This is a genomic window from Saccharopolyspora gregorii (assembly GCF_024734405.1).
In the GTDB taxonomy this organism is placed as follows: domain Bacteria; phylum Actinomycetota; class Actinomycetes; order Mycobacteriales; family Pseudonocardiaceae; genus Saccharopolyspora_C; species Saccharopolyspora_C gregorii.
Window position 1 is genome coordinate 6,157,055 of the sequence record NZ_CP059556.1, and the last position, 17,096, is coordinate 6,174,150.

At 73.3% G+C, this 17,096-nt stretch carries 19 protein-coding genes and 1 pseudogene; 6 read left to right on the top strand and 14 right to left on the bottom strand.

Features of this window, described 5'->3' with window-relative positions; all coding sequences use genetic code 11:
* Nucleotides 1–32: 32 nt before the first annotated feature.
* The 4 genes and pseudogenes from H1226_RS27180 to H1226_RS27190 form a co-directional block, all read right to left on the bottom strand.
* Nucleotides 33–1,148, bottom strand: a pseudogene (locus tag H1226_RS27180) (ABC transporter substrate-binding protein); the annotation flags it as partial.
* A gap of 46 nt (nt 1,149–1,194) precedes the next feature.
* Entirely contained in the window at nt 1,195–1,275 is an 81-nt protein-coding gene (locus tag H1226_RS28405; protein WP_373690095.1) for a putative leader peptide, read from the bottom strand.
* Nucleotides 1,276–1,400: 125 nt separating this feature from the next.
* Nucleotides 1,401–2,039, bottom strand: coding sequence for an HNH endonuclease family protein (locus H1226_RS27185; RefSeq protein WP_224961105.1), 639 nt, complete (start codon nt 2,037–2,039; stop codon nt 1,401–1,403).
* Nucleotides 2,040–2,206: 167 nt separating this feature from the next.
* Nucleotides 2,207–2,914 (bottom strand): hypothetical protein, encoded by a 708-nt coding sequence (locus H1226_RS27190; protein ID WP_258344183.1) that lies wholly within the window; start codon nt 2,912–2,914, stop codon nt 2,207–2,209.
* Nucleotides 2,915–3,009: 95 nt separating this feature from the next.
* On the opposite strand from H1226_RS27190, the gene H1226_RS27195 reads away from it, so the two are divergent.
* Nucleotides 3,010–4,296: an adenylosuccinate synthase gene (locus tag H1226_RS27195; protein WP_224961077.1), complete on the top strand. Its 1,287-nt coding sequence runs from the start codon at nt 3,010–3,012 to the stop codon at nt 4,294–4,296.
* 39 nt (nt 4,297–4,335) lie between these two features.
* Here the strand turns inward: H1226_RS27195 and H1226_RS27200 are convergent, their stop codons facing one another.
* The 4 genes from H1226_RS27200 to H1226_RS27215 form a co-directional block, all read right to left on the bottom strand.
* Nucleotides 4,336–5,436 (bottom strand): FUSC family protein, encoded by a 1,101-nt coding sequence (locus H1226_RS27200; protein WP_258344186.1) that lies wholly within the window; start codon nt 5,434–5,436, stop codon nt 4,336–4,338.
* A 239-nt stretch (nt 5,437–5,675) separates the two neighbouring features.
* A complete protein-coding gene (locus tag H1226_RS27205) occupies nt 5,676–6,083 on the bottom strand; it encodes a DUF3151 domain-containing protein (protein WP_258344188.1) in 408 nt (135 codons plus the stop codon).
* 73 nt (nt 6,084–6,156) lie between these two features.
* Nucleotides 6,157–7,191, bottom strand: a complete 1,035-nt coding sequence (fbaA, locus tag H1226_RS27210; protein ID WP_224961083.1) for a class II fructose-bisphosphate aldolase — start codon at nt 7,189–7,191, stop codon at nt 6,157–6,159.
* 206 nt (nt 7,192–7,397) lie between these two features.
* Nucleotides 7,398–7,679, bottom strand: a complete 282-nt coding sequence (locus H1226_RS27215; protein WP_258344192.1) for a YciI family protein — start codon at nt 7,677–7,679, stop codon at nt 7,398–7,400.
* Nucleotides 7,680–7,761: 82 nt separating this feature from the next.
* Between H1226_RS27215 and H1226_RS27220 the strand changes: the two genes are divergently transcribed.
* From H1226_RS27220 to H1226_RS27235, 4 genes are all read left to right on the top strand, one after another.
* Entirely contained in the window at nt 7,762–8,337 is a 576-nt protein-coding gene (locus H1226_RS27220; protein ID WP_224968178.1) for a SigE family RNA polymerase sigma factor, read from the top strand.
* Between the two features lie 382 nt (nt 8,338–8,719).
* On the top strand, nt 8,720–9,868 hold the full coding sequence (gene nagA / locus H1226_RS27225; RefSeq protein WP_258344195.1) for an N-acetylglucosamine-6-phosphate deacetylase: 1,149 nt from the start codon (nt 8,720–8,722) through the stop codon (nt 9,866–9,868).
* 71 nt (nt 9,869–9,939) lie between these two features.
* On the top strand, nt 9,940–10,173 hold the full coding sequence (locus H1226_RS27230) for a hypothetical protein (protein ID WP_258344197.1): 234 nt from the start codon (nt 9,940–9,942) through the stop codon (nt 10,171–10,173).
* A gap of 180 nt (nt 10,174–10,353) precedes the next feature.
* Nucleotides 10,354–11,016, top strand: a complete 663-nt coding sequence (locus H1226_RS27235) for a VTT domain-containing protein (RefSeq protein WP_224961107.1) — start codon at nt 10,354–10,356, stop codon at nt 11,014–11,016.
* Nucleotides 11,017–11,070: 54 nt separating this feature from the next.
* Here the strand turns inward: H1226_RS27235 and H1226_RS27240 are convergent, their stop codons facing one another.
* The 6 genes from H1226_RS27240 to H1226_RS27265 form a co-directional block, all read right to left on the bottom strand.
* Nucleotides 11,071–11,730: a TrmH family RNA methyltransferase gene (locus H1226_RS27240; protein ID WP_224961109.1), complete on the bottom strand. Its 660-nt coding sequence runs from the start codon at nt 11,728–11,730 to the stop codon at nt 11,071–11,073.
* Between the two features lie 173 nt (nt 11,731–11,903).
* Complete coding sequence (locus tag H1226_RS27245) at nt 11,904–12,563, bottom strand: hypothetical protein (RefSeq protein ID WP_258344199.1); 660 nt, start codon at nt 12,561–12,563, stop codon at nt 11,904–11,906.
* Nucleotides 12,564–12,567: 4 nt separating this feature from the next.
* Nucleotides 12,568–13,116, bottom strand: a complete 549-nt coding sequence (pyrE, locus tag H1226_RS27250) for an orotate phosphoribosyltransferase (protein ID WP_258344202.1) — start codon at nt 13,114–13,116, stop codon at nt 12,568–12,570.
* A 35-nt stretch (nt 13,117–13,151) separates the two neighbouring features.
* On the bottom strand, nt 13,152–13,925 hold the full coding sequence (locus H1226_RS27255) for an SDR family NAD(P)-dependent oxidoreductase (RefSeq protein ID WP_258344211.1): 774 nt from the start codon (nt 13,923–13,925) through the stop codon (nt 13,152–13,154).
* A 35-nt stretch (nt 13,926–13,960) separates the two neighbouring features.
* Complete coding sequence (locus tag H1226_RS27260; protein ID WP_258344213.1) at nt 13,961–14,734, bottom strand: type III secretion system chaperone family protein; 774 nt, start codon at nt 14,732–14,734, stop codon at nt 13,961–13,963.
* Between the two features lie 308 nt (nt 14,735–15,042).
* Entirely contained in the window at nt 15,043–15,672 is a 630-nt protein-coding gene (locus H1226_RS27265) for a TetR/AcrR family transcriptional regulator (RefSeq protein WP_224961101.1), read from the bottom strand.
* Nucleotides 15,673–15,758: 86 nt separating this feature from the next.
* On the opposite strand from H1226_RS27265, the gene H1226_RS27270 reads away from it, so the two are divergent.
* Nucleotides 15,759–16,985, top strand: coding sequence for an MFS transporter (locus H1226_RS27270; RefSeq protein WP_258344216.1), 1,227 nt, complete (start codon nt 15,759–15,761; stop codon nt 16,983–16,985).
* The last annotated feature ends 111 nt before the right edge of the window (nt 16,986–17,096 follow it).

A 17,096-nucleotide genomic window follows, 5' to 3' on the forward strand; every position in this document is an offset into this window, starting at 1 on the left:
ACCGACTCGTCCAGCGGGATCGGCAGGTTCGGCCCGGCGTCGGTGGCGCGGCGGGTCACCTCGATGGGCAGCCCGGTGTCCTCGGCCCACGCCCGCGCGCGCTCCTCGCGGTGCGAGTCGGAGTACAGCTGCGCCTGCGCGACGCGGACCACGTAGTCGGCGAGCGCGGTGTTCTTCGCCGCGTCGGCGAGCGCCGCGTCGCTCGCCACCTGGAAGTCGAGGCCGTTGGCCACGCCGGTGCCGTCGGTGAGCACCTTCGCGCCGGTCTCCAGCTGGACCTGCGCGAAGTACGGGTCCCAGATCGCCCAGGCGTCCACCTCGCCGCCGTTGAACGCGCCGAGCGCGTCGGCCGGTTGCAGGATCACCAGCTGCACGTCGTCCGGGGTGAGCCCGACCTTCCGCAGGCTCAGCAGCACCTGCCCGTGCGCCGAGCTGCCGCGGGCCAGCGCGATCTTCTTCCCGCGCAGGTCCTCCACCCGCCGCAGCGGCGAGTCCCGCGGGACGATCAGCGCATCGCTGGTCACGTTGCCCTTCGACGCGGACACGACCTTCACGTTGCGCTTCGCGGCGGCCGCGAACAGCGGGGGCGTGTTGCCGACGCCGCCGATGTCGACGGCTCCGGCGGACGCGGCCTCCAGCAGCGGCGGGCCGGAGGTGAACGTGGCCCACTCGATCGCGTAAGGCGCCCGGTCCAGCCCGGCGGAGCGCAGCAGGGACTGCGAGTTGCGCTTCTGGTCCCCGACGCGCAGCCGCACCCGGCGCAGCTCGTCGTCGCCGACCGGCGGCGGGACGGGCGCGGTGGCCGCGTCGGTGCCACGACCGCACGCGGCGAGCAGCCCGGCGGTCGTGGTGGTCAGGGCGAGGGCGGCGAGGAATTCCCGACGGTGCACGGTGTCATCGCTTTCGCTGAGCAGAGCGGAACCCGGGCCGCACAGCAGCGCCCGGAAGAACACGACCACCCGTCTTCGAACCAGCCCAGCGGAGTTCGGCGGTGTCCCGTCAGCGGCGGAGCCGCTGAGCAAACCACCTGAGCAGCGGAACCACCCGCGGGTTCTCAGCGGGATTCTCGCGAGGACAGCTTTTTCCCTCGTGGCGGAGCCACTCGGGAAAAAGGTCCCGCAGCGAGAATCCCGCTGAGGTTCCGCCACGCGAGCACGACGCGGAAAGAGTTCGAAGACAGGCCGGCGAGGACTCTCAGCGGGGGCGACAGATGGCGCTGGCCTGCCGCCGCAGATCGACGTGCAGGCGCCCGGTCAGTGCGGTGCGCGCGGTCATGCCCAGCAGGTTCGCACCGCCGCGATCTCCCGGTCAACGCCCGCCGGCCCGCGTCCCACCAGGTGGCACCGCAGCGGAACGCCCCGCTCACCGAGGAGGTGAGCGGGGCGCGGCGTCGACGACGATCAGCAGCCGGCGAGGGCGTCCTTGAGGGCCGTCTTCTCGGCCTCGGTGACGGTCAGCTCGTACTTGTGCTTGGAACCGACCCACATCGACGCGTAGGTGCAGTGGTAGCCGGCTTCCGGCGGCATCCACTGGTCCGGGGTCTTGTCGCTCTTGGACTGGTTGACGCTGTCGGTGACGGCGATCAGCTGCGGGCCTTCGAGGTCGTTGGCGAACGCCTCGCGCTGCTCGTCGGTCCACTCGGAGGCCCCGGAGCGCCACGCGGCGGCCAGCGGCACCACGTGGTCGATGTCCACATCGGACGGCTTGGTCCAGGATCCGCCGTCGTACGGGCTGTTCCAGGTACCCGCGGTCGGGTAGCAGTCCGACCCGACCTCGACGCCCTCCCCGTCGCGCTTGAGCACCGACTCGCGGGTGTTGCAGCCGTCGGGGCCTTCGATCCAGTGCGGGAACCGGTCGCGGTCGTAGCCGTCGAGGGAACCTTCGGGGGCGACCTGCAGCTCGTCGAGCTGGGTCTGGGCGGTCGACGGGTCGGGGATGCCGGGCGGTTCCGCCCCGGCGGGCACGGCCAGGCCCAGCGACAGGGCGCCGGCCAGGGGCAGAGCGGTCAGTGCTGCGCGAAGCGAACGGGTCGGCGTCATGGGGACCTCCGCTGGGCTGATCTCGCCGATGTCGATCCTGACCTTCATCGAGCGAGGTGGCCATGGCAATGCCCCGAACTGACTAGGCGGTGACCTGTCGTGAAACCGCCACCCGATCCCCGCCGGGTCTGGGAAAACCGTGTGTGCGCAGGGATTTCCACCGCCGATCAGGGCCGCACGAGCAGCAGGTCCTCGGTGTGGCGGTACCAGGCCCACTTGGTCACCGGCCGCGGGTGCGGCACGCCGTCGCGCAGCACGGTGGCCGCGCGGAACCCGGCCTGCACGGCGCGGCCGCGGGTGGTGTCCCGGCGGGCGCGCAGCAGGCCGCGGCGCACCGCGGTGACCCGCAGGCCGTCCGCGGCCGGATCGAGGTTCGCCGACATCGGGTCGGAGGTCGGGTCCGGCAGCGGTTCCGCCGCCGGATCGGGGGTGATCTCCAGGCTCCGCGCCGGGCCGTGCAGCACCCGCTGGTCGTCGCAGTACACCTGGCCGGTGATCGGTTCCACCCGGCCGGAGGCGATCAGCAGTCCGCCGTTGTCGTCGCGCACCAGCGCCGACGGCCGGGCCGCCCCCTCGAACGCGAGCGGCTCGGCGTCCGGGCCCACCGGGATCCCCCACAACCGGGTCGCGGGCGACTCCGCCACCGGCACGTAGCCGACGGCGAGGTCGGCGATGCGGTTCTTGCGCAGCAGCCGCAGCACCACCGCCGCCAGGTCGGCATCGGTACCCTGGACGACGACTCGCCCGGGGCCGTCGGGCAGCAGCGCATCGACCTCGGCCTTCCCGGGAGCGGGCGAAACCCGGTGCCACTCCGCGTGACCACCCGGACGCGTGGTGTGGTCGCCGTTTGTGCAGGACAGTGCAGTCGTACTCACGTTTCGCTCCTGGTTTACCCTGATCGACCGGCATCAGTGTCGCGTCGGAGCGGGGAGTCGCTCGCGCGGACCCACAGTCCAGGTTGGAGTTTCACATGCCGGCGATCGTGCTGATCGGAGCCCAGTGGGGCGACGAGGGCAAGGGCAAGGCGACCGACTTGCTCGGCGAGCAGGCGCAGTGGGTCGTGCGCTACCAGGGCGGCAACAACGCCGGCCACACCGTGGTGCTGCCCGACGGGCAGGACTTCGCGCTGCACCTCATCCCCTCCGGCATCCTCACGCCGGGCGTGACGAACGTGATCGGGAACGGCGTCGTCGTCGACCCGGGCGTGCTGCTCGACGAGCTCGCCGGGCTGGAGGAGCGCGGGGTCGACACCTCGCGGCTGCTGCTGTCCGCCGACGCGCACATGATCATGCCGTACCACGTGGCGATCGACCGCGTCACCGAGCGCTACCTCGGCAAGAAGCAGATCGGCACCACCGGTCGCGGCATCGGCCCCGCCTACCAGGACAAGGTCGCCCGCGTCGGCGTCCGCGTGCAGGACCTGCTGGACGAGAAGATCCTGCGGCAGAAGGTCGAGGCCGCGCTGGAGTTCAAGAACCAGCTGCTGGTCAAGGTCTACAACCGCCGCGCGCTCGACGCCGACGAGGTCGTGGACACCGTGCTGGAGCAGTCCGAGCGCTTCGCCGGCCGCATCGCCGACACGAAGCTGCTGGTCAACGAGGCGTTGGAGCGCGGCGAGACGGTGCTGCTGGAGGGCTCGCAGGGCACGCTGCTCGACGTGGACCACGGCACCTACCCGTTCGTGACCTCCTCGAACCCGACCTCCGGCGGGGCGTGCGCGGGCTCCGGCATCGGGCCGACCCGGATCAACGCCGTGATCGGCATCCTGAAGTCGTACACCACCCGCGTCGGCGCGGGCCCGTTCCCGACGGAGCTCACCGACGAGGCGGGCGAGAACCTGCGCAAGCAGGGCGGCGAGTTCGGCGTCACCACCGGGCGCTCCCGGCGCACCGGCTGGTTCGACGCGGTCATCGCCCGCTACGCGACCCGCGTCAACGGCATCACCGACTACTTCCTCACCAAGCTGGACGTGCTGTCCGGGCTGGAGACCATCCCGGTGTGCGTCGGCTACGACGTGGACGGGCAGCGGGTCACCGAGATGCCGATGACGCAGACCGGCGTGCACCACGCGGTGCCGGTGTACGAGGAGGTGCCGGGCTGGTCCGAGGACCTCAGCGCGGCGCGCAGCTTCGAGGACCTGCCGGTGAACGCGCAGAACTACGTGCTGCGGCTGGAGGAGCTGTCCGGCGCCCGCATCTCCGCGATCGGCGTCGGCCCCGGCCGCGACCAGACGATCGTCCGCCACACGATGGCGTGACCCTGCCGCCGGGCCGGGCGGCGGTGCGCGCCGCCCGGTTCAGCTGTGGTCGTCGCCGCGGCGGGGGTGCAGGGGCGGCAGAGCCGCGATGGCCTCGGTGCGGGTGAGGCCGGTGGCCTGCAGCAGGTCGACCGCGATCGAGCGGACCTGCAGCACCACCACCTGCATCGAGAAGTCGCCCTCGCCGAGCAGTTCCACCGAGGACTTCCGCGCCACCGCGCGCGCCGCCTCCCGCGCCTGCAGCGGCTCGTTCCCGCCCGCGAGCTCGTCGCGCAGCAGCACCACCGACCCGGCCAGCTCCTCCAGCAGGCCCGGCAGCGGGCGCGGCACCGGCTCGTCGTCGCGCAGCGCCGACATGGCGCGCCGGGCCAGCACCCGGGTGTTGCGCAGCGCCCGGTCGATGGGCGTGGCCGCGGCCTCGTAGCGCTTCAGGTCGCCGCGGCGGCGCCAGCGGATCGGCGCGATCTTCGCGATCTCCCCGCCCGCGTCCAGCGCGGTCCGGAACTCGTCCACCAGCTCCTGGCTCTTGCGCACCTTCGCCAACGTGTCCGAGGCGACGTCGGTGTCCCGCCGCGACACCGCCCACGCCACGCCCCGCAGACCGTCGGTGAGCGCCCCCAGCACCAGCCTGCCGTTGCGGTGCGCCACCGCCAGCGGGTTCGCGGGCAGCAGCGCCGCCACCGCGAACCCGATCAGCCCGCCGACCGCCGCGTCGATCATGCGGGTCAGGCCGCCCGCCGAAGCCGGCGGTAGCAGCGTCGCCACCAGCACCGACGACGACGCGGCCTGCAGCACGATGATCGCCCCGCTGTCCGCGAGCACCGCCGTGCTCATCGCCAGCGCCACCACCAGCGCGATCTGCCACGGGCCGGTGCCGATCGCCGAGATCAGGATGTCGCCGACCCCGATGCCGATGCTCACGCCGACGACGAGCTCCAGCGCCCGCCGCAGCCGCTGCCCCAGCGACACGCCCAGCGACACCACCGCCGCGATCGGCGCGAAGAACGGCGCCGGGTGCCCCACCAGGCTCTTCGCCACCGCCCACGCCAACCCGGCGGCGACGGCGCACTGCACGATCGGCACGCCCGACCGGAACAACCGCCGCAACCGCCGACTCAACTCCTGCCGAACCCGATGCACGCGCCCATTCTCCGCCACGACGATCGTGCAGCGGCAGCGGTGGGCCACGACGGCCGCCGGTTCGGGTCGATCGAGACCGGCCCGGTCCGGGCCGGTGCGGCGCACCGCGGGAACACCGAGGTAGCGGGTGGCCCAGGGGCGAGTTCGGGCGGTTCCGGGGGCCTGCGAGGAGCCCACGCCTTCGAGGCCGGCAGCGCCGCGCGGGAGGTCCCGGTTCCCCGGCCCTCCCGCGCGCGACGTCACGCCAGGCCGGTGGCTTCCACCGAGGCCGGGTCGCTGTCGAGCAGCAGCTGGCGGCAGCGGTCGAACTCGTCGGTCTCGCCGATCGCGCCCGCGGCCTTCGCCAGCACGGCCACGGCGCGCAGCACGCCCTGGTTGGGGCGGTGCCGCCACGGCACCGGGCCGAAGCCCTTCCAACCGGACCGGCGCAGCGCGTCCAGGCCCCGGTGGTAGCCGGTGCGGGCGTAGGCGTAGGCGGCGATGGTCTCGCCGCGCTCCAGCGCGGCCTCGCCGAGCTGAGCCCACGCGGCGCTGAAGGTGGGGTGCTCGGCGGCCACCAGGGCCGGGTCGGTGCCCGCGTCCAGCGCGGCCTGCGCGGCCTCGTTCTCGGGCAGCAGCGTTTCCGGTGGCTCCAGCAGGTTCGTCATGGCGCCATCTTGTCACCGGACGCGCGAACGCCACCCCGGTGGCCGGGGTGGCGTTCGGCGATCGGTGCTGCGGTCAGCCGGCCAGCATGCGGCCCGCGGACTTCAGCGTTTCGCAACCGTGCGCGACGCGCGCGGCCATCGCCTGCTCGGCGGCCTTCAGGTAGCTGCGCGGGTCGTAGACCTTCTTGTTGCCGACCTCGCCGTCGATCTTCAGCACGCCGTCGTAGTTCTTCAGCATGTGATCGGCGATGGGCCGGGTGAACGCGTACTGGGTGTCGGTGTCGATGTTCATCTTCACCACGCCGTAGGACACCGCTTCGTGGATCTCCTCCAGCAGCGAACCGGAACCACCGTGGAAGACCAGGTCGAACGGCTTCGAACCGGCGGGCAGACCCAGCTTCTCGGAGGCGACCTCCTGGCCCTGCTTGAGGATCTCCGGGCGGAGCTTCACGTTGCCCGGCTTGTAGACGCCGTGCACGTTGCCGAAGGTCGCGGCCAGCAGGTAGCGGCCCTTCTCGCCGGCGCCGAGCGCCTCCACGGTGTGCTCGTAGTCGCCCGCGGCGGTGTAGAGCTTCTCGTTGATGTCGTTGGCGACGCCGTCCTCCTCGCCGCCGACGACGCCGACCTCCAGCTCCAGGATGATCTTCGCCTTGGCGGCGAGGTCCAGCAGCTCGGAGGCGATCTGCAGGTTCTCGTGCAGCTCGATCGCCGACCCGTCCCACATGTGCGACTGGAACAGCGGGTTCTCGCCGCGGTCCACCCGCTCCTGGCTGATCTGGATCAGCGGCCGGACGTAGCCGTCCAGCTTGTCCTTCGGGCAGTGGTCGGTGTGCAGCGCGATGTTCACCGGGTACTTCGCGGCGACGACGTGCGCGTACTCGGCGAGCGCGGTGGCGCCGGTGACCATGTCCTTGACCTTCGTGCCGGAGGCGAACTCGGCGCCACCGGTCGAGACCTGGATGATGCCGTCGCTTTCGGCCTCGGCGAAGCCGCGCAGCGCCGCGTTGAGCGTCTCCGACGAGGTCACGTTGATGGCCGGATAGGCGAACTCACCTGACTTCGCCCGGTCCAGCATCTCCGCGTAGACCTCGGGGGTCGCGATGGGCATCGGTCGTCCTCCTCGGGGGATGGAGTCGTTCTTGGCAGCGGGGAGCCGCGCCGAATCCTACGAGGGCGCGCGAGGTCCGCGCGGGCCTGTGTCGGTCAGCGCTACCCGTTCGCGTCATAGGGAAAACCACTGGATCGGTGCGGATCGGCACCGCTGTCGGAATCCTCACACCTTCGGGGTGCGGGGTCGCCTGGACGGGTCAGCGCTCAGGAAACCCAGGAGCCGGTGATCGCGTGCCACTCACGGATCGTGGTCGACGCGAGCACCCCCTGCTGGAGGTACGGATCGGCGTCGAGCAGGCGCTGCACCGCCGCCTCGTCCTCGGCCTCGTACACCAGCTGCGCACCGAGGCCGTCCGCGTACGGGCCGCCGGCGAGCAGCACGCCCTGCTCGGCCAACGACTTCGCGTACACCCGGTGCTCCGGGCGCACCGCCAGCCGCCGTTCCTCGTCATCGCCGTAGACCATTTCGACCACGAACTTCGCCATTTCGGACCTCCTCGATCACGGACCTCGCGCGGACGCTACCCGGCCGGGGGACAGCCGCCGGGTGAGCCGGTACTTTCAGATCATGTTCGGGGATTCCTCATCGGGGGTCGAGCGCAGCGTCGAGCAGACGCTGGGCCACCTCCGCGCCATCGACACCGCGTCCACGCCCAACGACCAGCCGCTCACGCTCGAAGACCTGTACCGCCAGCAGCGGATGCGCATGGTCCGGTTGGCGATCCTGCTGGTCGACGAGCCGGCGACCGCGGAGGACGTGGTGCAGGAGGCGTTCACCGGGCTCTACCGCAACTGGTCCGGGCTGCGGGACGCGAAGGCGGCGATCGGCTACCTGCGCACCGCCGTGGTGAACGGCAGCCGTTCGGTGCTGCGCCGCCGCAAGACGGCTCGCGAGTACCAGCCGCCGCACCAGGCCGACGCGCGCTCCGCCGAGTCGCTGGCGATGCTGACCGCCGAGCACCAGGCGGTGGTGGCGGCGCTGGGCGAGCTGCCGCCGCGGCAGCGCGAGGTGCTGGTGCTGCGCTACTACGGCAACCTCACCGAAGCGGAGATCGCGGAGGCCACCGGCGTGTCCAAGGGCACCGTGAAGTCCACGGCCAGCCGCGGCCTGGAGGCCCTGCAGAAGGTCATGCGCTCGCACTGACCGCCCGTCCGCACCGATCACCGGTCACCCACCGCCGTGCGACCGCTGATCAGGTGAGCCGAGTGCGGACCGCGAGCAGCGGGCGCTCCCGCGCCGCGGTCACCGCACCGCCACCGCCATCGACGCGGAACCGGCGCCCGGCCGAGCCGGCGACCATCGAGATCACCCGATCCGCACCGGCCTTTCACCCGGATGCCGTCGCGTCCGCTCCACCGCGCGCCGCTCCGGGTGAAGACCACACCGAACTGGTGTAGACCACCGGAGGCCGGTACCGGAGGATGGGCGCCGGACGTCGACCACCGCACCCGAGCGCCGCCCGCCGCGCGGCGCAGCCCACCCCGCGGACCGCGGGACGAGGGCCGAACGAAAGTGGGGACCCCCCGTGAGCAGCGCGCACGACACCGGCGCCGGCACCCTCACCGCGAGCCGCATCGTCACCCCGGACGGCGTGCTGGCGGACGGCTGGATCCGGCTGTCCGGCAGCACCATCGCCGAGATCGGCACCGGCCCGGCCCCGGCGGACGCCACCGACCTCGGCGACGGCTGGCTGGTGCCCGGCTTCGTCGACGTGCACTGCCACGGCGGAGGCGGCGGCGCCTTCACCGGCCGCGACCTCGAACAGACGCAGGCCGCGCTGGCCGCGCACCGCTCGCACGGCACCACCACCATGCTCGCCAGCCTCGTCACCGCCCCCGTCCCCGACCTGGCCGACCAGGTCAGCGCGCTGCGCGACCTCGTGGTGGACGGCCTGATCGACGGCATCCACCTCGAAGGCCCCTTCCTGTCCGAGGCGCGCTGCGGCGCCCACGACCCGGCGCTGCTGCGGGCCCCGGACCAGAGCTCGGTGCGCGCGCTGCTCGACGCGGGGCGCGGCTCGATCCGGATGGTGACGCTCGCCCCCGAGCTCGACGGCGCGGTCGACGCGGTCCGCACCCTCACCGAGCACGGCGCCATCGCCGCCCTCGGCCACACCGACGCCGTCCGCGAGCAGGTGCTGCCCGCCGTCGACGCGGGCGCCACCGTCGCCACCCACCTGTTCAACGGGATGCGCCCGCTGCACCACCGCGAACCCGGGCCGGTCGGCACCCTGCTGGACGACGACCGCGTCACCGTCGAGCTCATCTGCGACCTGGTGCACCTGCACCCCGCCGTGGTGGCGTTCGCCGCGCGGCACGCGGGCACCGGGCGGACCGTGCTGATCACCGACGCGATCAGCGCCACCGGAGCCGGGGACGGGACCTACGAGCTGGGGAAGCTGCCGGTCACCGTGGTGGACGGGGAACCGCGGCTCGCGGACGGGTCGCTGGCGGGCAGCACGCTCACCATGGACGTCGCGTTCCGCAACCTCGTCACCGGAGCCGGGCTGCCCGTGACCGACGCCGTGCACGCCGCTTCGACCCGACCCGCCGAGCTGCTCGGCGCCGCGGACCGGGTCGGCTCGCTGCGCCCCGGCCTGGCCGCCGACCTGGTGCTGCTGGACGACGACCTGCGGCTGCGCCGCGTCATGAAGTCCGGAGCCTGGGTGGCCTGACGCCCCCGGCACCCGCCCCGCCTCGCCCGACGCGTTCGGCGCCGGGCCGGGCGGTGGCTACCCTGGCTGGCATGGAGAGCTCGCGGGACACCCCGGAAAACCTGTTGTCCGCCGCGCTGCGCGCGCAGGCGGTGGGCGGGCAGGCCGGGAACGCCGCCCCGACTCCGCCGCCGTTCCCGCCGCAGGCACCCCTCCCGCCGCCAGCGCCCGCGCGGCGCAGGCTGCCCGTCGGGCAGGTGCTGCTGTTCGCGGTGCTGCTGGGCGTCGCGGCGGGTGGCGTCGTCGGCGTGCTCACCCTCAGCTGATCCACCGCCACCACCTGCGCTTCCGGACGAACGGGACATCCCGTTCCGCCGCCGCGACGGCCGATCCGGCGGCCTCCGGCGTGGCGGCTTGCGCTGGGGCGGACGGCCGAGGTCGGGCTGGCCGCCCGCGCTCAGCGGGCACCGGTACCGTTGGCGAGCGTGACGACCGAATTCCCCGCGATGCTCAACGCCGCCGGAACGTCCACGCTCGCCCTGCTGCCGTCCTGGCTGGATCCGGAGAACATCGTCAGCTCGCTCGGCCCGTTCGCGCTGATCGGCGTCTGCCTGATCATCTTCGCGGAGTGCGGCCTGCTGATCGGGTTCTTCCTCCCCGGCGACTCGCTGCTGTTCGTGACCGGCCTGTTCGTGGCGACCGGGGCGATCTCCACGCCGCTCTGGCTGACCTGCCTGCTGCTGGCGGTGTGCGCGTTCGTCGGCAACGTGACCGGGTACTGGATCGGCCGCAAGGTCGGGCCGACCCTGTTCAACAAGCCCGACTCGAAGCTGTTCAAGGCCGAGCACGTGGACAAGACCCACGAGTTCTTCGAGCGCTACGGTGCGCGGGCGATCATCCTGGCGCGCTTCGTGCCGATCGTGCGCACGTTCATCACCGCCGTCGCCGGCGTCGGGCAGATGGACCAGCGGAAGTTCTTCGCCTACTCGGCCGTGGGCGCGGTGCTGTGGGCCGCGGGCATGACCGTGCTCGGGTTCTTCCTCGGGAACATCCCGATCATCAAGGAGAACCTGGAGGCGATGGCGATCCTGATCGTCTTCATCTCGATCGTGCCGATCATCGTCGAGTACGTGCGCGGACGCCGGACGAAGGCCAAGGACGCGGCCTGAGCCACCGACCACCCCGAAGGCCCGGCCGCACCCCGGCCGGGCCTTTTCACGTCCTCACCAGGCGCGGGACGGGTCCGCGTGCTGCGCGACCCAGGCGTGCATCGCGATGCCCGCGGCGACCCCGGCGTTGATGGAGCGGGTCGAACCGAACTGGGCGATGGACACCACCAGGTCGGCGGTGCCCCGCGAGTCGGTGCCGAGCCCCGGGCCCTCCTGGCCGAACAGCAGCACGCAGCGCTCCGGCAGCGCGGTGCGCTCCAGGGGCGTCGCGCCGGGGGTGTTGTCCACGGCGACGATCGCGAGCCCCTGCTCGGCGGCGAACTCGCGCAGCGACACCAGGTCCGGGTGGTGGTGCACGTGCTGGTACCGGTCGGTGACCATCGCGCCGCGCCGGTTCCAGCGGCGGCGGCCCACGATGTGCACGGCGCGCGCGGCGAACGCGTTCGCGGTCCGCACCACGGTGCCGATGTTGTGGTCGTGCTGGAAGTTTTCGATGGCGACGTGGAAGTCGTGCCGCCGGGTGTCCAGATCGGCGACGACGGCGTCGCGGCGCCAGTACCGGTAGTGGTCGACGACGTTGCGGCGGTCGCCGTTCGCGAGCAGCTCCGGGTCGTAGCGCTCGTCGTCCGGCCACGGGCCGGGCCACGGGCCGACGCCGACCTCGGGACCCCACTCGGTGGGGCCGGGTTCGCCGGCGGCCCGTTCCTCGGTCACCGGCTCTGCGCCGGTCGGTCCTCCGGGCACCGGTTCTGCGGCCACCGGTTCCTCGCCGGCCGGTCCTCCGGCCACCGGCTCTGCGCCGGCCGGTCCTCCGGCCACCGGCTCTGCGCCGGTGGGTCCTCCGGCCACCGGTTCCCCGGTGCGCTCCGGCGCTCCCACGTCCTGGTTCATCGTCCGGCCGGCCCCTCCCACGGCACGGCGCCGTGCAGGTCGACCAGCAGGTCCAGCATCGGCAGCACCGACTCCGGGGTCGCGGCCCCGGCGCGGAACGCGACCAGGTGCTCCGGGGCGAACTCCAGCACCACGCCGGCGGTCCGCTCGTCGGCGAGCAGCGAACGAGCCGTCGCGGCCGGCAGCGCGCGGCGGGCGAACTCGGCGTCCGTCGAGGTCAGCAGGTAGGTGCGGTCGAACTCCGCGTCGCCCAGCTCGACCCGCAGGTCCTGGCCGAGCGCGCCGAACGCGCCGGACCGGGCCAGCCGCAGCTCCGGACCGGGCACCGGACGGGGCAGCGCCACCGCCACCCCGAAGGTGAACACCCGCTGTCCGAAGCCCGGCGGGCGCCGCAGCTGCACAGCCTCGAAGGGCAGTCCGCGGTGCCGGCCGGCCAGGTGGAAGTGGTCCTGCAGCCCGCGGGAGCTCGCGAACTCGCGCAACGCCCGCACCCGCTTCCACAGGTCGTCCGCGGGCACCTGCCGCCAGTCCGCGCCCGCGCGCAGCAGCCGCTGGTAGTTCCGGACGGAGCGCTTGCGGCCGAGCACGGCCACCGCGACACCGCCCGCCAGGACCAGGACGATCAGCAGGAACGCGAGCGGGACGATCGCACCCACGGGATCAGCTCAACCCGAGGTCGGACAGGTCCAGCAGCGAGCGGTAGGTCAGCCCGGCGGCCTCGATGGCCTCCTTGGCTCCGGTGCCCCGGTCCACCACGGTCACCACGCCGACGATGTCGGCGCCCTCCTCCCGCAGCACCTCCACCGCGGTGAGCACGCTGCCGCCGGTGGTGGAGGTGTCCTCCACCGCGAGCACCTTGCGGCCCGCCACGTCGGGCCCTTCGATGCGGCGCTGCATGCCGTGGGACTTGGCGTTCTTGCGCACCACGAAGGAGTCCAGCGGGCGGCCGGACGCGTGCATCATGGCGGTCGCGACCGGGTCGGCGCCCAGGGTCAGCCCGCCGACGGCGTCGTGCTCCCAGTCCGCGGTGAGCTGCCGCAGCAGGGTGCCGATGAGGGGGGCGGCGGCGTGGTGCAACGTCGCCCGGCGCAGGTCGACGTAGTAGTCGGCCTCCTTCCCGGAGGACAGCGTCACCTTGCCGTGCACGACGGCGATCTCGGTGACGAGCCGGGCGAGTTCGGCGCGTTGTTGCTGGTCGACCTGAGTCACGAGCCCCGATCCTACTGCCGCCCCACCGCGCCGGATCAGGTGCGGCCGGGAACGGTGCGGTGGACGACGGCGCGCTGCACCCGGTGCGGGATGAGCCGCCCGACGGTGACCAGGGCCTTGTACTGCGGGCTGGGGATGGACACCGAGCGGCCGCGGCGCAGGTCGGTGAGGCCTTCGTGCACCACGTCGTCGGCCCGCAGCCAGAACGCCTTCGGCAACCGGCTCATGGACAGCCCGGCGCGCTGGTGGAACTCGGTGCGGGTGAACCCGGGGCACAGCGCCATCACCCGCACGCCGGTGCCGGTCAGCGCGGAGGCGAGCCCCTCGGAGAACGTCGTCACCCACGACTTGGTGGCCGCGTAGGTCGATCCGGCCACCGAGAAGAACCCGGCCACGCTGGACAGGTTGATCACGTCGCCGCCACCGCGGGCCCGCATGCCGGGCACCGCGGCGTGGGTCAACCGCAGGACGGCCGCCACGTTGAGGTCGAGCTGCTTGCGCAGCGTCGCCGCCTCGGTGTCCCAGAAGGCGCCGCCGGTGCCGAACCCGGCGTTGTTGACCAGCAGGTCCACCGGCCGCCGCTCGTCCGCGACGCGCCGCTCCACCTCGGCGAGCTGGGCGTCGTCGGCGAGGTCGGCGACGAGCACTTCGACGGTGACCCCGTGCCGGTCGCGCAGCGCCGCGGCGAGCGCTTCCAGCCGCGCGGCGTCGCGGGCGACGAGCACCAGGTCGTGCCCCTCGGCGGCCAGCCTGCGGGCGAAGGCGTTGCCGATTCCGGAGGTCGGGCCGGTGACGAGTGCGGTAGGCATGGTGCGCACCGTATCGCCTCGCCGACCGGAACCGGTCAGGCCTGGTTCTCGGAGTGCTCGGCCCGATCCACGCGGACGGTGTCGTTGGTGTCCGCCGGGGAGGCGGCCCCGGTGGCGCCCTTGAGCTGCCGGGTCGGTTCCTCGGCGGCGGGCTCGGGCTCGTTCGGGTCGGTCTCGAACGGGTCGATGATGTCGGCGAGTTCGCCGAGTGCCCGCAGCAGGCGTTCCAGGCGGGCCGGGTCGGCGCTGTCGGGTTCGATCGCGGCGAGCACCCAGTCCCGCTCCAGCCACACCACGGTCACGTCGGGCCCGACCTCCTCGGCCGCATCGACGAGCGACGGGGTGACGAGCGGGCGGGCCGCGGCGACCTCGGTGACGAAGGCGTAGCGGGACCCGACCGGGCCGAGCAGGTCCAGCCCGGAGTCCTGCGGCACCGGCACGTCCGGCTGCCACAGCTCCAGGGTGGTGCCGACGCTGCGGCGGCAGCGGACCCCGGCGAGCACGGTGGCGACCTTGCCGTTGGTGGTGAGGTCGAGGACGTAGACCTGGCGCCGTCCGTCGGCGGTGAACGTGGAGCCCGCGACGACGTCGGTGGCGGTGCCGCCGGCGTGCTGCGCGAGGGCGCCGCGCTCCCAGCGCGTCGGCAGCACTTGGTCGACCTCCGCGAACTGCCAGCCGCGCAGCGCCGCCCACCGCCGCCGCTCCCGGTTGTTCGGGGCGCGTCGTGTGCGGTCGGCGATCAGCAGCGCGATGCCCGCGGCGATCGCGAGGACGGCGACGAGGAACCAGACCCAGGCAGGGATACCCACACCGCGCAGGGTAGTCCCGTCCGCATCCTCCGCGAAGATCGCCGGGGTCCCCGTCCCGGAATTGCGCCATCCGTGCGAGCTGCGCTGCACGGATGGTCCGCGGCGGGTGCGCGCTGCGAAGGCGGCCGGGTTCGGAGCGTCCGTTTCGCCCGGCCCGGTCGGCGATGGGGTGATCACCCGGTCGTCCCGGGGCCGGACGCGAAGAAGGACGGGTGCGGTGGCCCGCGCCCGTCCTCGTTGCTTCTTCCATCGGCCCGTCTGATCGACTTCTGGAGCGGTCGAACGGGTGAACATCGGCCGGAATCCGCTCAGGCCGGGTCGGCGCGGCGCATGGCGTGGACCTCGGGCCAGTCGGGTGCCGCGCCCGGCAACGGGTCCCGGTCCCCGGCGCGGAGCCCTTCGACGACGGCGGCGAGGTAGCGGGCGCGCAGCTCGGCGCGGCGCGGTTCAGCGACCGGCAGCGCCGGGTTGAGGTGCTTGAACAGCAGCACCACGTCGGCGGCGGTGAAGTCGGAGCGCAGCTCGCCCGCGTCGTGCGCGGCCCGCACCACCTCGTCCACGGATGCGGCCATGTCGCGGCGGGCGGCGAGGTAGTCGGCGCTGTGCGCGACGCCCGGCTCGTCCGGGGGCAGCACGGTGCCGACCCCGCTGCCTTCGGCGAGGCAGCGGCGCAGGAAGCCGGTGAACGCCCGCCACGGGTCGGGTTCTCCGGCGCGGGCCGCGTCGGCTTCGGCGACGATGCGGCGCAGGCAGCTGATCCGCACCTGCTCGGCGAGGTCGGTCTTGCTGGGCCAGCGGCGGTAGATGCTGGCGACGCCGACTCCGGCGCGGTGCGCGACGTCCGCGATGGGCGCGTCGAAGCCCTGCTCGGCGAACACTTCGCGAGCCGCGGCGATGACGCGCTCTGCGTAGCCGGCGGAGCGCTGCGCTGTGGTCATGACCACAGGATACGCGGCAGCGGAATGTTCCGGTCCGGTCCCGGGTTGCTGCGGAGCGGAATCGTCCGTTCCGCACGAGGAGAGCCATGACCACCCCGGAGCTCGCACTCGACCGCCCGCTGCGCGCGGGCACCGCCCGGCCGGAGATGACCCGGCGCGGCGCCTTCTGGTTCGCCGGCGCGCTGCTGGCCCTGTTCCTGATGGCCTCCACCGCGCCGTCCCCGATGTACGCGATCTACCAGCAGCGCTGGGGTTTCTCCGCGACGGTGCTGACCGAGGTGTTCAGCGCCTACATGGTCGGCATCCTCGCCGCGCTGCTGCTGGTGGGCGCGCTGTCGGACCGGGTGGGACGGCGGCCGGTGCTGCTGGCCGCGCTCGGGCTGGAGATCGTCGCGGTGCTGTTGCTGGCGTTCGCGCCGGGCGTGGGCTGGTTGTTCGCCGGGCGCGCGCTGCAGGGCATCGCGACCGGCGCGGCGACGGGGGCGATCAGTGGTTCGCTGCTGGACTTCCAGCCGCCCGGCACCAGCCGCGGCGCCACCTTGAACGGGGTCTCCGCCGGGGCCGGGATGGCGCTGGGGTCGGGCCTGGCCGGAGCCCTGGTGCAGTTCGCGCCGGCGCCGACGGTGCTGGCCTACCTGCTGCTGGTCGCCGGGTTCGCGGTGGCGGTACCGCTGGTGTGGCTGATGCCGGAGCCGGTGCGCGGCAGCAGGCTCCCGCTGCGCGTGGCGCTGCGCCCGCAGCGGCCCGGGGTGCCCGCGGGGCGCGGCAGGGCGTTCGCGCTGCTGGCGACCACGATGCTCGCGGCCTGGACGGTCGGCGGCATGTTCATGTCGCTGGGCCCTTCGGTGGCGAAGAGCCTGGTCGACGGCTCGCCGTACCTGGTGGGCGGGCTCTCGGTCGTCGCGGTGGCTGGGGTGGGTGCGGTCGCGCAGCTGCTGCTGTCCGGGTGGCTGGGCCAGCGGGCCGTCCGGGTCGCGGCACCGGTGCTGATCGCCGGGCTGGCCGTGGTGGCCGGGTCGGTGCTCGGCGGGAGCGCCGTCGGTTTCTTCGCCGGGTCGGCGGTGGTCGGGGCCGGCTGGGGGATGATGTTCATGGGCGGGTTCCGGCTGCTCACCGGGCTGGCCGACCCGGAGAACCGGGCGGCGACCTCCTCGATGATCTACATCGTGGCGTACCTGTCGGCGACGGTGCCGAGCATGCTGCTCGGCATCCTCACCACGTACGCGGGCCTGACCACGACGACCGTCGTCTTCGCCGCCGTGGCCGCCCTCTTCGCCGCCGTGGCCTGGCTCAGCACCTACGCCCGCCACTGACCCGAGTCGTCCTCCCTGCCAGCGACGGAGCCGCTGAGCGGAGACCACGCACGCAGCAGGACCCTCCGCGGGTTCTCAGCGATTCCCTCGCGAGGACAGCGATTTCCCCTA

Bases quoted from the DNA above. Each gene is read 5' to 3' on its own strand.
- H1226_RS28405 (WP_373690095.1), bottom strand. From the start codon at position 1,275: ATGACCGCGCGCACCGCACTGACCGGGCGCCTGCACGTCGATCTGCGG.
- H1226_RS27185 (WP_224961105.1), bottom strand. From the start codon at position 2,039: ATGACGCCGACCCGTTCGCTTCGCGCAGCACTGACCGCTCTGCCCCTG.
- H1226_RS27195 (WP_224961077.1), top strand. From the start codon at position 3,010: ATGCCGGCGATCGTGCTGATCGGAGCCCAGTGGGGCGACGAGGGCAAG.
- H1226_RS27205 (WP_258344188.1), bottom strand. From the start codon at position 6,083: ATGACGAACCTGCTGGAGCCACCGGAAACGCTGCTGCCCGAGAACGAG.
- fbaA (WP_224961083.1), bottom strand. From the start codon at position 7,191: ATGCCCATCGCGACCCCCGAGGTCTACGCGGAGATGCTGGACCGGGCG.
- H1226_RS27215 (WP_258344192.1), bottom strand. From the start codon at position 7,679: ATGGCGAAGTTCGTGGTCGAAATGGTCTACGGCGATGACGAGGAACGG.
- H1226_RS27220 (WP_224968178.1), top strand. From the start codon at position 7,762: ATGTTCGGGGATTCCTCATCGGGGGTCGAGCGCAGCGTCGAGCAGACG.
- H1226_RS27230 (WP_258344197.1), top strand. From the start codon at position 9,940: ATGGAGAGCTCGCGGGACACCCCGGAAAACCTGTTGTCCGCCGCGCTG.
- H1226_RS27235 (WP_224961107.1), top strand. From the start codon at position 10,354: ATGCTCAACGCCGCCGGAACGTCCACGCTCGCCCTGCTGCCGTCCTGG.
- H1226_RS27255 (WP_258344211.1), bottom strand. From the start codon at position 13,925: ATGCCTACCGCACTCGTCACCGGCCCGACCTCCGGAATCGGCAACGCC.
- H1226_RS27265 (WP_224961101.1), bottom strand. From the start codon at position 15,672: ATGACCACAGCGCAGCGCTCCGCCGGCTACGCAGAGCGCGTCATCGCC.
- H1226_RS27270 (WP_258344216.1), top strand. From the start codon at position 15,759: ATGACCACCCCGGAGCTCGCACTCGACCGCCCGCTGCGCGCGGGCACC.